We start from the raw sequence: 14,331 nt of genomic DNA, 5'->3' as shown, positions 1-14,331 counted from the left end.
TTTATAATATGCCATCTACTCACTGCCATCGATAAGGTAACGTTCAACGCGCTCTACTCGCCTTGGCTTTCCTTGTAATACAAGAATATCCCCGCAGAGCAATGTTGTATGTTGAGATGGCCTGTCAATTTCTCTGTCTTGACGGCGTAACGCCCTAATCGAAACTCGGCGCTTTTCCAGGTTTAACTCACCGATGCTTTTATCAACAGCAAATGACCCCTGTGGTAATGCAATAACGTGTAAGTATTCCAAACGCTCCGCACTGCTATCATCACTTGTATACTTATCCCCCGCAAAAAAACCATGTAAAAACTTATAGCGATTTCGTCTTTCTTTACTCACTCGACGGACAATACGTGTCATTGGCACACCTGACATATATAAAACATGAGAAACCAACATCAAACTGGCCTCTAGTGTTTCTGGAATGACCTCTGTCACCCCTAACTCTTGCAAAAGCTCTAGTTCAGTATCGTCACGCATGCGCACTAAAATCTTAACTTCTGGTGCAATTTGCTTAATTGCATCAACAACAATTTGAGTTTGTTCAAAATCAGTAAACGTTATAATAACTAACCGTGCACGTTCGACTCCTGCTGACCGTAAAATATCTTTTTGCTTTACATGGCCAAAAATCACAGGCTCCCCCACCGCCTTAGTTTCTTGAACCAATACGGGGTTGCACTCTACTGCAACGTACTCAATTGCCTCTGGTTTTAAAAAACGAGCAATCGTTTGTCCAACTCGAGAAAAACCACATATAACCACATGATTGCTGTATAGAGTGCTGCTTGCAGGTTGGTTGGATGCGTAACTTTGCGCATTTTTTAAGTAACCCAGCTTTGATAGCAACCACGGAGTTCGCTCTATCAGGTAAGGCGTTAAAGCCATCGACATCACTGCTAAAGCGATTAAAAAGGATGCTTGCTCAAATAACAATAACTGATGCTTAGTTGCCAACGCAATGAGCACAAAACCAAACTCTCCCATTTGCCAAAGCATGACAGCCGCAGCAATAGAGTCTTGTTTTCGCTCTCCCATAAACTGCGCCAAAACCGCTATTACGCCAATTTTTAATACAAACATCAGTGTCAACGCAGCTAAAATCCAAAACCACACATCAATAACAAATAGTATGTCTAACTGCATACCGACAGTTACAAAAAACAAGCCCATTAAAATATCACGAAATGGCCGTATATCAGCTTCCAGCTGGTGACGATACTGACTTTCACCAAGCATCATACCGGCCAAAAAAGCACCTAATGCCATTGATAAACCAAATAAATAGGTAAGTCCTGCTGCAAATAAAGCCACTAGTAATGTGGTTAAAACAAATAACTCCTCAGTGCGCATCAAAGCAACTTCGCTGAATACTCGCGGCAAGATCCATTTTCCTATCGCCCACAAGAGTGCGCACACAAATGCACCTTTGGTTAATGCAACAGCCAATGCCCATGCGATTCCTTCTGATCCACTACTTTGAGCTAAAAGAGGTAAAATAATAAGTAAAGGAACAACCGCGATATCTTGAAACAATAAAATACCGATCGCTAATTGGCCTCGGCGTTGCTTTAAGTCCCCAGACTCTTTGAGTAATTTAACCACGACGGCCGTAGAGGAGAGGGCCATTAAAGTGGCAATAGTGAAACTGGTCAGTAAAGAAAATTCAAGTAAAAGTAAGATCAGCATGATCACTGCACTGGTAACCACAACTTGCAAGGTGCCTAAACCAAATACTATGCTTCGCATAGCCATTAGCCTGCCAATAGAAAACTCTAGTCCCAAGCTAAATAACAGAAAAACTATACCAAGCTCTGCAACAAAATGAATTTCGTTACTCTGTGCAATCCATCCTATGCCATGGCTTCCAGCAAGCAAGCCCGTAGCTAAATAAGCCAATATTGGTGGCAAACCAATACGCTTAAAGAGCCACACAAAAATGACTGCCGCAAACAACAAACCAAATATTTGACCTAGAACACTTTGCAAATAGACCTCCTGATAGTCTGTTGCCAGATAATACTGCGTCAAAGTTTTACCACCTCATTAATTTAACTATAGCAACTATCTGTTTTTCAGCCACTTTGAAATTGTGGCATAGAAATCGCTTTAACTAATTAACAACACACTCCGAGGGGGGAGATTTAGTGGAAAACGTCCATATTTTGACACAACGGGTTTCTGCACGTGGCGAATTTTTGCCATTTTCGGCAGAGCATTACCGTAACAATGAGCCTGCAGCAATTCATAGTTTAGTCTCAAAACTACAAACGACTTTAAATATCGATGAAATACTCAATATTTACGCCGACTATGCAAAGCAGATTATTAATTTTTCGGGTTTGCAATTTCAGTCATCTCAAGGGGTGACACAGGTTACTCAAAGCGATAACTCAACCCCACCGTACTCGTTTGACTTAGATATAAATAACGAGCACTTAGGGCAGTTGATCTACTTTAGCCAATACCCGCTTTCAGGAAACATTAATGCGAAACTCACAGGGTTACACAATGCATTGGTGTACCCGCTGAGAAATGCAATCATGTATAGCCGAGTGTTGAAACTCGCAACAAAAGATACGTTAACTGGCTTAAACAACCGCAGCCAATTTAACGACATATTATTTGAAAAACTTGAACGCTGCCGCCGTCAACATCGTTCATTTAGTTTAATGTTGCTGGATCTAGACAACTTTAAGCAGGTAAATGACAACTTCGGTCACAAAATAGGTGATGACGTATTAAAAGAGTTTTCAGCTGTTCTGCAAACAAGTATACGCGGCACTGATTGTGTCTTCAGGTTTGGTGGTGATGAATTTGCCATTTTGATAGACGATCCTGAGTTTATTACAAATAAAGTAATCGCCCAGCGTATTATGCGCCTAGTTGAAGAATCGAATATCATGTCTAAATACCAAGTGACGACGAGTATTGGTTACACATTGGTAAATAGTCATGACTGTGAAGATGAGGTTTTCTCTCGCGCAGACAAGGGGCTCTATAAAGCAAAAGCCTCTGGACGAAACTGCGCTAGAGCTTACTAAACATGTGTTGCGCCTCCCCTTGTGGCGCAACCTATTATCGCTTACTCATTAACTTATAAATCAACAGCGAAAAACAAAACCCAAAGAAGAAACCACTAATCAAATAAAGTAAAGCGGCCATTGTCGCCAAGGGCGTGAGTACGATTAAAACAAGAGGAATACTTACACCAATAATAAAAAAGGCTCCCCCCCTTCCCAACCAGTAAGCAATCAAGGTCATTCCACAGACTAAACCACCCACGAACGAGTATAATAAGGTCAGTACATTTGGTTCAAAAACTAAGTGCGCAATCACCGCTATTAGCGCTGTAACTAACAGGCCTAAAGGCGCTTTATTAACTAACGATAAACCGACATGCGGTTGTGAATTCATCTATCAATCTCCCAAAAAACACCATCATCTGATGCATGTTTTGCACTAACGAACAACCCTACAACTTGAACTAATTCATCATTATAAAAAACCAGAGGCACATTTGCACGCAACCAAGGTGCGACTTTAGCGTCTTTAAACCAATGCTTTAGCGTATTGTGACCCGGCTTATTTAACGGTTTAATTTTCGCCTTTGGGCAATCAAATTTCACTGTGACACACTCATCGCCATGCGGAGGTCTTATCCCTTTGCCTTTGCTAAAAATGATACTCCTACCATTACTAAGGATAAACGTGTTATCGGATTGTGCTGTTACAACTAGTGGTGGTTGCTCTGTCAGCATTACAAAATACAAAAAGCCTTGATGACGATGTATGCGTCCTTCTTTTAATTGTATTGTTAACTGAGCATCGAGTTGCGCATTCATACCTTGGTTTAGTATTTGCTCGGTCTGTTTTTGTGATGGCATTAAGGTCGTAAATTGCTCAAGCCATGCGCGCAATACATTTGCTCGGCGCGCAGCATTGTAAATAGCAAGCTCATTACAGCTTAAACCCTGAGATTCATTTTGGCATTGAGCTAAATCTTGCTGAATATATTCATCAAGTAAATCTTGCTGCTGCTGCAGTAGCGAAATGCTGCGTGATGCGCTTTTTTCAAAACCTGTAAATTTATCCGATAAAACAGGCACAACTTTTTGACGAATAAAATTACGATCAAAACGTTCATCGGTATTTGAATCATCAGTAATATGTTCAAGCGAAAACGCTTTTGCAAATGACTCGATTACTGAACGTGTAATATTAAGTAGGGGCCTAAAGCAAACACGACCGCTTTTGAGTATGCGGGTTTGTCGCATAGACGCTAACCCCTTTAAACCTGAGCCACGCTTAAGGCGCAGTAAAAAAGTCTCAAGCTGATCATTCAAATGCTGGCCCAATAAAATAACACTGCCCTTGGCACTGTATTTATCTAACGCTAAATAGCGCGCATCACGAGCTTGCGCTTCTAAACTAGTGCGTGAACGTTGCTCAATAACCACAGATGCTGCGTGGAATGGCACGTTTAGTTGCAGGCACAACTTAGCACAGAACTGCTGCCAATCATCGGCATAATGACTTAACCCGTGATTCACGTAAACAGCTTTCAGTTGAAGTGTGGGTATTTCACGTTTCATTTCATGCATGACATGCAATAACACCACCGAATCCACTCCACCAGAGAGTGCGACTGTAAACGATGTTTGGTTATCATCGACAAACGGAGTAAGGGTATTTTTTACTTGTTGATATAAAGGTGTTGAATGCATGTATTAAACCGCAAAGTAATAATTGATTAGCATCTAGCTGACAAACAGTTTAAAACAAAAAAGCCGCTAAAGCGGCTTCTTTTTATCATTCAGATTATTTTAGCAATAACCAAACGACATCAAACGTTTATAACGTTGATCAAGCATTTCATCAAGCGATAACGCTTGTAGGTCTGCAAGGTCACGTTTTAGTTGGTTTTTAAGGTTACGTGCCATTGCATCGTAATTACGATGTGCACCACCTAAAGGCTCTTCAACTAAGCTGTTGATCAAATCAAGCTCTTTAACACGTGCTGCTGTTACACCCATCGCTTCTGCAGCGAGTGGCGCTTTATCAGCACTTTTCCAAAGAATTGACGCACACCCTTCAGGTGAAATCACAGAGTAAGTACTGTATTGCAACATGTTAACGCGGTCGCCAACACCAATCGCTAATGCACCACCCGAACCACCTTCACCAATAACCGTACAAATAGTTGGCACCTTAAGTGCAGCCATTACTTTTAAGTTACGTGCAATAGCTTCTGATTGACCACGCTCTTCAGCACCAACACCTGGGTATGCACCCGGCGTATCGATAAAGGTCATGATAGGCATTTTAAAACGCTCAGCCATTTCCATTAAGCGAAGTGCTTTACGGTAACCTTCTGGCTTTGGCATACCAAAATTACGCTTAATTTTTTCAGCTGTATCACGGCCTTTTTGTTGACCGATAACCATCACTGGTTGGCCTTCAAATCGCGCAACACCGCCAAGAATCGCGGGGTCATTTGCAAAAGTACGATCACCGGCTAGTTCATCAAATTCCGTAAAAATACGCTCGATATAATCTCGAGTATAAGGACGCAACGGATGACGGGCTAACTGAGAAACCTGCCAAGCACCTAACTTAGAGAATATTTCCTCTTTTTGTTGGGCACTTTTCTCTTTTAATCGGCTGACTTCCTCTTCTAACTCAAGGTCTAATTCGCCAGCGCGGCTTATATTTTGTAACTCTTCAATTTTTGCTTCTAATTCTGCGATCGGAAGCTCAAAATCAAGATAATTGAGGCTCATGCTCTAAACTACCTAATTAGTTAAATTCTAGTTCTACATCTTGCGCCGCCATCAGCGATAACTTATGAATTAAGTCATCGCTAGGCGTAACACACCATTCTGTACCTAGGGTTAATTCAGCCAACGCATCTGGACGTTGATAGAAAACCCTAATTGGACATGTACCAAACTTATAAGGTTCAAGTACTTTTTGTAAATTATCGAAGAAGTTCGCCTCGATTTGCACCATGTTCAGCGTCATTTTAATCGCTTTTATACGCTTTTCGCGCGCTTGAGCTATGGTGCATATGTCTCTAGCGGTCATTGTAATGCCACCGGAGAAGTTATCAAAGCTGACCTGTCCAGATATTACCAAGATATTGTTGATTTGCAGCATATCTTGGTACATTTCAAACTGTTCTGGGAATAAGCGTACATCAATACGGGCACTCTTGTCATCTAAAGTTATAAGCCCCCAACGATTTCCCTTCTTATTTACTAATGTACGGGCTGCAATAACAAGGCCTGCAGCCGTTGATTGGACATCACGATTAGTTGGCTGTAAGTCCACTAAACGGCCTGTGGTGTAATGCTTAAGCTCTCTGCGATATTGGTTAATCGGGTGACCTGTTAAATAAAGGCCCAGCGTTTCTTTTTCACCGTCTAACCATTGGTTATCAGTCAATGGGGTGGCTTTTATAAACGCCTGCTCTACTTCATCTGGCTCTGTGGCAAGTAGCCCAAACAAATCCGTTTGACCAAGAGACTCCGCTTTATTATGTTGATCAGCGGCGCGCATCGCATCTTTAAGGCTCGCTAATAGTATTGCGCGCCCAGGTTGGCTTTTATCTGGACCAAGTTGATCCAATGCCCCGGCGTAAATTAACTTCTCTGTGACTCGTTTATTTAAACGCTTTAAGTCAACTCGGGCGCAAAAATCAAATAAGTCTTTGAACGGCCCACCTTCACTGCGCGCCTCTAAAATTGCATCAACCGGTGCTTCACCTACGCCTTTAATAGCCCCTATGCCGTAAACAATTTCGCCTTGCTTATTTACAGTAAACTTAAACTCCCCCGCGTTTACATCAGGCGGTAATAAGGTGAGTTTCATGTTTTCACATTCATCCACCAAAATTACGATTTTATCGGTGTTATCCATATCCGCCGACATAACCGCGGCCATAAACTCAGCAGGGTAATGGGTTTTCATCCATAACGTTTGGTACGACACTAGTGCATAGGCTGCAGAGTGCGATTTATTAAAACCATAACCTGCGAACTTCTCTACCAAATCGAAGATTTTAATAGCTAGTTCGCCGTCAATGCCGTTATTTCTTGCGCCATCTTCAAATGTCGAACGTTGCTTAGCCATTTCTTCTGGCTTTTTCTTACCCATTGCACGACGAAGCATATCCGCCCCGCCAAGCGTATAACCCGCCAATACCTGAGCGATTTGCATTACCTGCTCTTGATACAAGATTATGCCGTAAGTGGGTTCGAGAATAGGCTTTAAACTTTCATGTTGGTATTGTGCGTCTGGGTATGATATTTCTTCGCGGCCGAGCTTTCGGTCGATAAAGTTATCAACCATGCCCGATTGAAGAGGACCAGGACGAAACAAGGCCACCAATGCAATCATATCTTCAAAGCAGTCAGGTTTTAGCCGCCTGATCAAATCTTTCATACCCCGAGATTCTAGCTGGAACACCGCGGTTGTCTCTGCACGCAGAAGTAATTCGATACTCTTTCTGTCATCCAGTGGGATCGCATTAATATCAACCGATTCTTTGCCTTCACGCGTTAACCGCTCATTGGTCATGTCAATTGCCCACTGTAAAATAGTGAGCGTTCGCAAACCCAAGAAGTCAAACTTAACTAGACCTGCAGTTTCAACGTCATTTTTATCAAACTGGGTAACTGGAAATTTACCCTCATCATCACAATAAAGTGCCGCAAAATCAGTAATGGTGGTTGGCGAAATAACAACACCACCCGCGTGTTTACCAGCGTTACGTGTACACCCTTCAAGAATACGACACATGTCGATGAGATCTTTAACTTCAGAGTCGCCATCGTAAGCTTCTTGCAAACGCGGTTCAACATCAAAGGCTTTAGCTAGTGTCATGCCCGGATCGCCGGGTATTAGTTTTGAAATCCGGTCAACAAAACCATATGGATGGCCAAGTACACGCCCTACATCTCGTATTACGGCTTTCGCTGCCATGGTACCAAACGTAATGATCTGCGATACCGCATCACGCCCGTATAGGGCTGATACATGATCTATAACTTCATCACGCCTATCCATGCAAAAATCGACATCGAAATCCGGCATTGAAATACGTTCAGGGTTTAAGAAGCGTTCGAAAAGTAGGTCAAACTCGAGCGGATCAAGATCGGTGATTTTAAGTGCATAAGCGACCAGTGAACCCGCACCTGAACCACGTCCAGGCCCAACAGGGATATTGTTATCCTTACTCCACTGAATAAATTCCATTACGATCAAGAAGTAACCAGGGAAACCCATTTGGTTAATAACGTCGAGCTCTATTTTCAAACGCTCATCGTACTCGACTCGCTTTTCTTTGCGGTCATTTTCATCTGGAAATAAAAACTGCAGTCGTTCTTCTAAACCATCTTGCGATACTTTAACTAAGAAGTCTTCAATGTTTAATGAGCCAGTGGGATAATCTGGTAAAAAATATGTGCCCAGTTGCACTGTGACATTACAACGCTTCGCTATTTCGACACTGTTATGTAACGCTTCTGGAATATCACTAAACAGATCAGCCATCTGCTGTGGCGTTTTGAGGTATTGCTCTTCTGAAAAGCGTTTCGGGCGACGTTTATCATCCAGGGTATAGCCATCAAAAATAGCAACGCGTATTTCATGCGCTTCAAAATTTTCAGGTTTTAGAAATACCACTTCATTCGTTGCAACAACAGGTAACTGTTCAGCTTCGGCAAGCTCTACAGCTAAATGCAGGTATTCTTCTTCTTGTGTACGTAGAGTACGAATAAGCTCAATGTAGTAATGGTCGCTAAAATGCTGCTTGTAAAAGCTAACAACTGATTCAATTGTCCCCACATTACCTTTTAAAAGCGCTTTACCTAAATCACCATCTTTCGCACCAGAGAGCAAAATAAGGCCTTCTTTGTGCTCCACCAACCAATCACGCTCAATCACTGGACGATGAAATAAATGCCCGCGCTGATATGCCTTGGAGATTAATAAGGTGAGGTTTTTATACCCTGTATTATCTTTCGCTAAGAGAACAAGTCGGCACGGCTCTTCAGGAAATTCTGGGCTATGCAACCAAAAATCAGCACCGACAATTGGTTTTATGCCTGCGTTATGTGCAGTATCATAAAAACGCACTAAACCACATAAGTTCATTTGGTCTGTAATAGCCAATGCAGGTAATTGTAATTCTTGTGCTTTAGCAACAATCGGTTTGGTTTTAGCTAAACCATCCACCATTGAAAAGTCAGAATGAACGCGTAAATGTACAAAATCTGGCGCTGCCATTATTGCTCCTGCATGGCCAGTACACGTTGTACTGGTTTAAAACTTTTACGATGTTCATCTATTGCACCGTATTGCTCAAGTGCCGCAAAATGAGCTTTGGTAGGGTAACCCTTATGCCCAGCAAACCCGTATTGAGGGTAACGCTTATCAAGCTCAACCATTTCATCGTCACGCGCTACTTTGGCTAATATAGAGGCTGCTGAAATTTCAGCTACAAGGCTATCGCCCTTTACCACGGCTTGTGCTGGCATGTTTAGGTTAGGTAGTCGATTCCCATCAACAAACACAAACTCAGGCGTGATAGTCAAGCCTTCAACAGCACGGCTCATTGCCAGCATGGTTGCATGTAAAATATTAAGCTCATCGATTTCAATAGGGCTACACCGCCCTATTGACCAACACAGTGCTTTTTCTTTTATCTCAATAGCGAGTGCTTGGCGTTTCTTATCAGTCAGCTTTTTTGAATCTGCAAGTCCATCTATGGGTTTACTTGGATCCAGTATTACCGCTGCGGTAACTACGTCACCAACCAATGGGCCACGGCCAACTTCATCAACACCGGCGATAAAGGTTAGGTTAGGTCGTTCAATTTGCATTTAGTAACTCCGCTACTGCCGCCGCGGCTTGCTCGCTGGCATTTAAACGTATTTGCTGATGAATGGCTAAAAAGCGCGCTTTTAATTCACGATTGTCGCCGTTGAGCATGGGATCAAGAGCCTGTGTTAAGTTTTGAACATTGCAGTCTTTTTGCATAAATTCAGGGACGAGTTCTTCATCGGCCAATAAGTTAGGTAAAGAAAAATATTTAATATTAAAAGTGAATAATGTTTTAAATATCCAATAACTCATCGGTTTAATTTTATACCCGACGACCATGGGTTTCTTATACAACATGCCCTCTAATGTCGCCGTACCTGAGGCTATCAAAATAGCATCTGCGGCTTGCATCGCAAGGTTAGATTGCCCATCAAGCAGCTGTATTTTAAGCGAGGGTGCGGTGGCTGCTAAAATTTCACTAAATTGCGCTTTTCGTTTTTCATTTACCAAAGGCACAACAATTTTCAAGTGAGGGTTTTTAGCTTGTAACTCGGCTGCTGTTTGAATATAGGTCTCACTTAATAAACCGACTTCTGAACCACGACTACCGGGTAACAATGCCAATACTTTATCATCATTACTTAAACCAAGCTGTAAACGGGCAGCACTGTCGTCATGTTCGAATGCAATGTCATCAGCAAGTGTATGACCTACAAAAGTGCAAGGAACGTTGTGCTTATCATAAAAAGCTTTTTCAAATGGCAGTAGAGCAAGCACCATATTGGTTGCGGCACTGATTTTATGAATACGTTTTTCACGCCACGCCCACACTGACGGGCTAACATACTGTACGGTTTTAATACCGGCATCTTTTAAAGGCTTTTCAATACGCAGATTAAAATCCGGTGCATCAATACCAATGTATATATCTGGCGGGTTATCGAGTAGGTGCTGAATGAGTTGTTTACGAATCTTTAATAATCGAGGTAAACGTCCTAACACTTCAACCAAGCCCATAACGGCAAGGTCTTCCATATCAAATAGGCTTTTACATCCCTGCGCCTGCATTTTAGGCCCTGCAATCCCTTCAAAAATGGCATTGGGAAAACGCTTTTTTAACGCATTGATTAAGCCCTCGCCTAGGATATCACCTGAAAGCTCTCCAACAACAATAGCTATTCGCAATGGCTGCGTCTCATTATTCATGTAAATTTATTTCGCATGTGGCTCAAAGGAACATGTAAGCAGTTTACCGTGTTTTAAGATTTCAATAAACGTTTAAGGGCACCATTTTATATAGGTACCTAGGGTCTGCTGACCTTTGCGGATTGAGATTTGTTCAAACTAGGGGCGATTTAATCGCGGCACGAGGTGTGTAACCTAGTGGGCCAAGCAAAACCGAGCAAAGCTTGAGCCTCCTGCTCACGCCCCTTACCATCATCCATGGTAGCAACAAAGAGTAAATCGCCCCTAGGCAAAACACGAAAGACAGCGCCTGTTTGCCATTGATGCTGAATTATCGACTATTTATGGGGAATAACCACACCACATAGGTGCAGCGTTGCCGAAAGACCAAACAGACTGCTGCAAACTTAACCTTAAAAGGTCAACAGACGCTAAACGAATGTGTATTTTTATAAATGTGAAATAGCGTCTATTATATATTAAGTTTTTCTAATATATGTTGACAACGATTGTTTTTTAATGAACAATAATTAAACTTTCAGTAATTTCTGAAACATAAATACACAAGCTACTCACTTTTTAAGGAGCACACATGATAGATGAAGCGTTTGTCGATCTATCGCGATTGCAATTTGCGATCACCGCCCTCTTTCACTTTATCTTCGTCCCCTTAACATTAGGCATGACGTGGATTTTAGTGATCATGGAGTCGGTGTATGTAATGACTGGCCGTGAAATATACCGAGACATGACTAAATTCTGGGGTAAATTATTTGGGATTAACTTTGCGGTTGGTGTGGCTACAGGCTTAACCATGGAGTTCGAGTTTGGCACCAATTGGTCGTACTATTCACACTATGTCGGCGATGTATTTGGTGCTCCACTGGCAATTGAGGGCTTAATGGCTTTCTTTTTAGAGTCGACGTTTGTGGGCATGTTTTTTCTTGGTTGGCAACGACTAACTAAACGACAGCATTTAGGTGTCACGTTCTTGATGGCTATTGGCACCAACTTGTCTGCACTTTGGATACTCGTCGCGAATGGATGGATGCAAAACCCAGTCGGTGCAGAATTTAATTATCAAACAATGCGCATGGAAATGACCAGTTTTGCTGAGCTTGTATTTAACCCCGTTGCACAAGTTAAGTTTATTCACACCGTGTCGGCAGGTTATGTTGCTGCATCCATGTTCGTCCTTGGTATTAGTAGCTGGTATATTTTAAAAGGACGCGATTTAGCATTCGCCAAACGTTCATTTTCAGTTGCGTCTGGTTTTGGTTTAGCATCAATCTTGTGCGTCATTTTGCTGGGTGATGAATCAGGCTACGAAGTCGGTGAAGTGCAAAAAGTAAAATTGGCGACCATTGAAGCCGAGTGGCATACCGAAGAAGCCCCTGCTGCATTTACAGCACTTGGTTTTCCCGATTCAGACGAACAAGTCACCCACGGTGCAATTAAAATACCGTATGCATTAGGTATTATTGCAACTCGTTCATTGGACGAGCAAGTCATCGGTATCAACGATTTAGAAAAGAAACACGAAGTCCGTATTAGAAACGGCATGATAGCCTATAAATACCTTGAAAAATTGAGAAATGGCGAAGATACCCCTGCGAATATTGCCAAATTTGATACTTTAAAAAATGACCTAGGTTATGGCTTATTGCTCAAACGCTATACCCCAAACGTGGTGGATGCAACAGAGGAGCATATTCAAAAAGCAGTGAAAGACTCTTTTCCACGGGTTGGCCCTATGTTTTGGTCGTTTAGAATTATGGTTGGCTGCGGCATGATTATGCTCGTTGTATTCGTTCTTTCTTTCTACTATAACGCTCATCGTGTCATTGAACAAAAACGCTGGCTACTCAAAGCGGCCGTTTGGAGCATTCCTCTGCCTTGGATTGCCATTGAATTTGGTTGGATTGTTGCTGAGTATGGCCGCCAGCCTTGGGCAATATCAGAGGTCTTGCCGACATTTTTAGCGACCTCGTCGTTAACTGTGAATGACTTACTTTTCACCATTACTGCGTTTGTGATTTTTTATATTTGCTTAGCCGCTATCGAAGGTTGGTTAATGCTCAAGTTTATAAAGCTCGGGCCAAGTTCGCTGCACACAGGTAAATATCACTTTGAACTTGAACAAAAAGAACAAGCAACAATTCAAGGGGTAACATCATGATTTTTGATTACGAGACACTAAAATTTATTTGGTGGCTATTGATTGGTGTTCTCTTGATTGGCTTTGCTATTACCGATGGAATGGATATGGGCGTGGCTATACTTCTTCGCCTCGTTGGTAAAACCGATTTAGAAAGACGCACTGTAATCAACACCATTGGAGCTCATTGGGATGGCAACCAAGTTTGGTTCATCACCGCTGGGGGTGCCTTGTTTGCTGCTTGGCCAATGGTTTACGCAGCTGCATTCTCTGGCTTTTACTTTGCGATGATGCTCGTGTTATTTGCATTGTTTTTACGCCCACTCGCCTTTGACTACCGATCGAAACTAGAATCAGCAAAATGGCGCAATAACTGGGACTGGGCTTTGCTCATAGGCAGTTTCGTACCCGCATTGGTGTTTGGTGTCGCGTTTGGTAATGTGCTGCAAGGGGTCCCTTTTGATATCGACAACTTATTACGTACGACCTATCAAGGGTCATTCTTCGCTTTGCTTAATCCCTTCGCCCTCATTGCAGGATTAGTAAGCATTACTATGCTGGTTGGTCATGCTGGCATGTGGTTACAACTAAGAACAGACGCTGAAGTCTCTATTCGCTCAGCTAAATTTGGTCGTTACGCATTAATTGTTTTTATTACCCTTTTTGCCGTGGCTGGCTTTTGGGTAACAAAGATGGATGGGTATCAAATTGTTTCAATGCCAGATACACAAAGCTATGCAAATCCACTTGGCAAAGTGGTTACAACAGCACCTGGTGCATGGCTTGATAATTACAGTAAAATGCCACTCACCATGGTATTCCCTGTGCTGGCTTTTGTATCAGCAATCTTAGCCATTATACTATCTAAGCTAAACAAACCGGCGTTGGCATTAGTCACAACGAGCACAATGCTAATTGGCGTTATTATGACAGCAGGCAGTGCGATGTTTCCATTTGTAATGCCCTCTATTAATAACCCAAATATAAGCTTAACAATGTGGGACGCTGTATCTAGCCATATGACATTAAATGTAATGTTTATAGCAGCGACCATTTTTGTTCCCTTGATTTTGTGTTACACGACTTGGTGCTACGTAAAAATGTGGCGTAAAGTCACACAATCTGAAATTAAAAACAACACTCATGGCAGTTATTAA

Annotated in this window: 10 protein-coding genes; 3 read left to right on the top strand and 7 right to left on the bottom strand. The window is 42.2% G+C overall.

Features of this window, described 5'->3' with window-relative positions; translation table 11 throughout:
* Positions 1-15 precede the first annotated feature (15 nt).
* Positions 16-1,992, bottom strand: a complete 1,977-nt coding sequence (locus tag ATS75_RS15460) for a monovalent cation:proton antiporter-2 (CPA2) family protein (RefSeq protein ID WP_058561319.1) — start codon at positions 1,990-1,992, stop codon at positions 16-18.
* A 158-nt stretch (positions 1,993-2,150) separates the two neighbouring features.
* Here ATS75_RS15460 and ATS75_RS15455 point away from each other — a divergent pair, with 158 nt between their 5' ends.
* Positions 2,151-3,047: a GGDEF domain-containing protein gene (locus ATS75_RS15455; RefSeq protein ID WP_058561318.1), complete on the top strand. Its 897-nt coding sequence runs from the start codon at positions 2,151-2,153 to the stop codon at positions 3,045-3,047.
* A 34-nt stretch (positions 3,048-3,081) separates the two neighbouring features.
* On the opposite strand, the gene ATS75_RS15450 is transcribed toward ATS75_RS15455, so the two are convergent.
* The 6 genes from ATS75_RS15450 to lpxB form a co-directional block, all read right to left on the bottom strand.
* Positions 3,082-3,420 carry a hypothetical protein gene (locus tag ATS75_RS15450; protein ID WP_058561317.1) on the bottom strand — a complete coding sequence of 113 codons (339 nt, stop codon included), beginning with the start codon at positions 3,418-3,420 and terminating at the stop codon, positions 3,082-3,084.
* Positions 3,417-4,730, bottom strand: a complete 1,314-nt coding sequence (tilS, locus tag ATS75_RS15445; RefSeq protein ID WP_058561316.1) for a tRNA lysidine(34) synthetase TilS — start codon at positions 4,728-4,730, stop codon at positions 3,417-3,419. Before tilS ends, ATS75_RS15450 begins: the two co-directional genes overlap by 4 nt.
* 99 nt (positions 4,731-4,829) lie before the next feature.
* Positions 4,830-5,786 carry an acetyl-CoA carboxylase carboxyl transferase subunit alpha gene (gene accA / locus ATS75_RS15440; RefSeq protein ID WP_058561315.1) on the bottom strand — a complete coding sequence of 319 codons (957 nt, stop codon included), beginning with the start codon at positions 5,784-5,786 and terminating at the stop codon, positions 4,830-4,832.
* 16 nt (positions 5,787-5,802) lie between these two features.
* Complete coding sequence (dnaE, locus tag ATS75_RS15435) at positions 5,803-9,294, bottom strand: DNA polymerase III subunit alpha (RefSeq protein WP_058561314.1); 3,492 nt, start codon at positions 9,292-9,294, stop codon at positions 5,803-5,805.
* Positions 9,294-9,890 (bottom strand): ribonuclease HII, encoded by a 597-nt coding sequence (gene rnhB, locus ATS75_RS15430; protein ID WP_058561313.1) that lies wholly within the window; start codon positions 9,888-9,890, stop codon positions 9,294-9,296. Before rnhB ends, dnaE begins: the two co-directional genes overlap by 1 nt.
* Positions 9,880-11,037: a lipid-A-disaccharide synthase gene (gene lpxB / locus ATS75_RS15425; RefSeq protein WP_058561312.1), complete on the bottom strand. Its 1,158-nt coding sequence runs from the start codon at positions 11,035-11,037 to the stop codon at positions 9,880-9,882. Before lpxB ends, rnhB begins: the two co-directional genes overlap by 11 nt.
* A 571-nt stretch (positions 11,038-11,608) precedes the next feature.
* Between lpxB and ATS75_RS15420 the strand changes: the two genes are divergently transcribed.
* Both ATS75_RS15420 and cydB read left to right on the top strand, forming a co-directional pair.
* Positions 11,609-13,195 (top strand): cytochrome ubiquinol oxidase subunit I, encoded by a 1,587-nt coding sequence (locus tag ATS75_RS15420; protein WP_058561311.1) that lies wholly within the window; start codon positions 11,609-11,611, stop codon positions 13,193-13,195.
* Positions 13,192-14,331 carry a cytochrome d ubiquinol oxidase subunit II gene (gene cydB, locus ATS75_RS15415; RefSeq protein ID WP_058561310.1) on the top strand — a complete coding sequence of 380 codons (1,140 nt, stop codon included), beginning with the start codon at positions 13,192-13,194 and terminating at the stop codon, positions 14,329-14,331. The genes ATS75_RS15420 and cydB overlap by 4 nt, the downstream gene beginning before the upstream one ends.

This window comes from Pseudoalteromonas sp. H105 (assembly GCF_001469215.1).
GTDB lineage: Bacteria > Pseudomonadota > Gammaproteobacteria > Enterobacterales > Alteromonadaceae > Pseudoalteromonas.
Note: the sequence above shows the minus strand (reverse complement) of the source record. Positions and strands in the feature narration are given on the sequence as shown.

Coding starts and splice junctions, on each gene's coding strand:
- tilS (WP_058561316.1), bottom strand. CDS start 4,730: ATGCATTCAACACCTTTATATCAACAAGTAAAAAATACCCTTACTCCG.
- dnaE (WP_058561314.1), bottom strand. CDS start 9,294: ATGGCAGCGCCAGATTTTGTACATTTACGCGTTCATTCTGACTTTTCA.
- rnhB (WP_058561313.1), bottom strand. CDS start 9,890: ATGCAAATTGAACGACCTAACCTAACCTTTATCGCCGGTGTTGATGAA.
- ATS75_RS15450 (WP_058561317.1), bottom strand. CDS start 3,420: ATGAATTCACAACCGCATGTCGGTTTATCGTTAGTTAATAAAGCGCCT.
- lpxB (WP_058561312.1), bottom strand. CDS start 11,037: ATGAATAATGAGACGCAGCCATTGCGAATAGCTATTGTTGTTGGAGAG.
- ATS75_RS15420 (WP_058561311.1), top strand. CDS start 11,609: ATGATAGATGAAGCGTTTGTCGATCTATCGCGATTGCAATTTGCGATC.
- cydB (WP_058561310.1), top strand. CDS start 13,192: ATGATTTTTGATTACGAGACACTAAAATTTATTTGGTGGCTATTGATT.
- accA (WP_058561315.1), bottom strand. CDS start 5,786: ATGAGCCTCAATTATCTTGATTTTGAGCTTCCGATCGCAGAATTAGAA.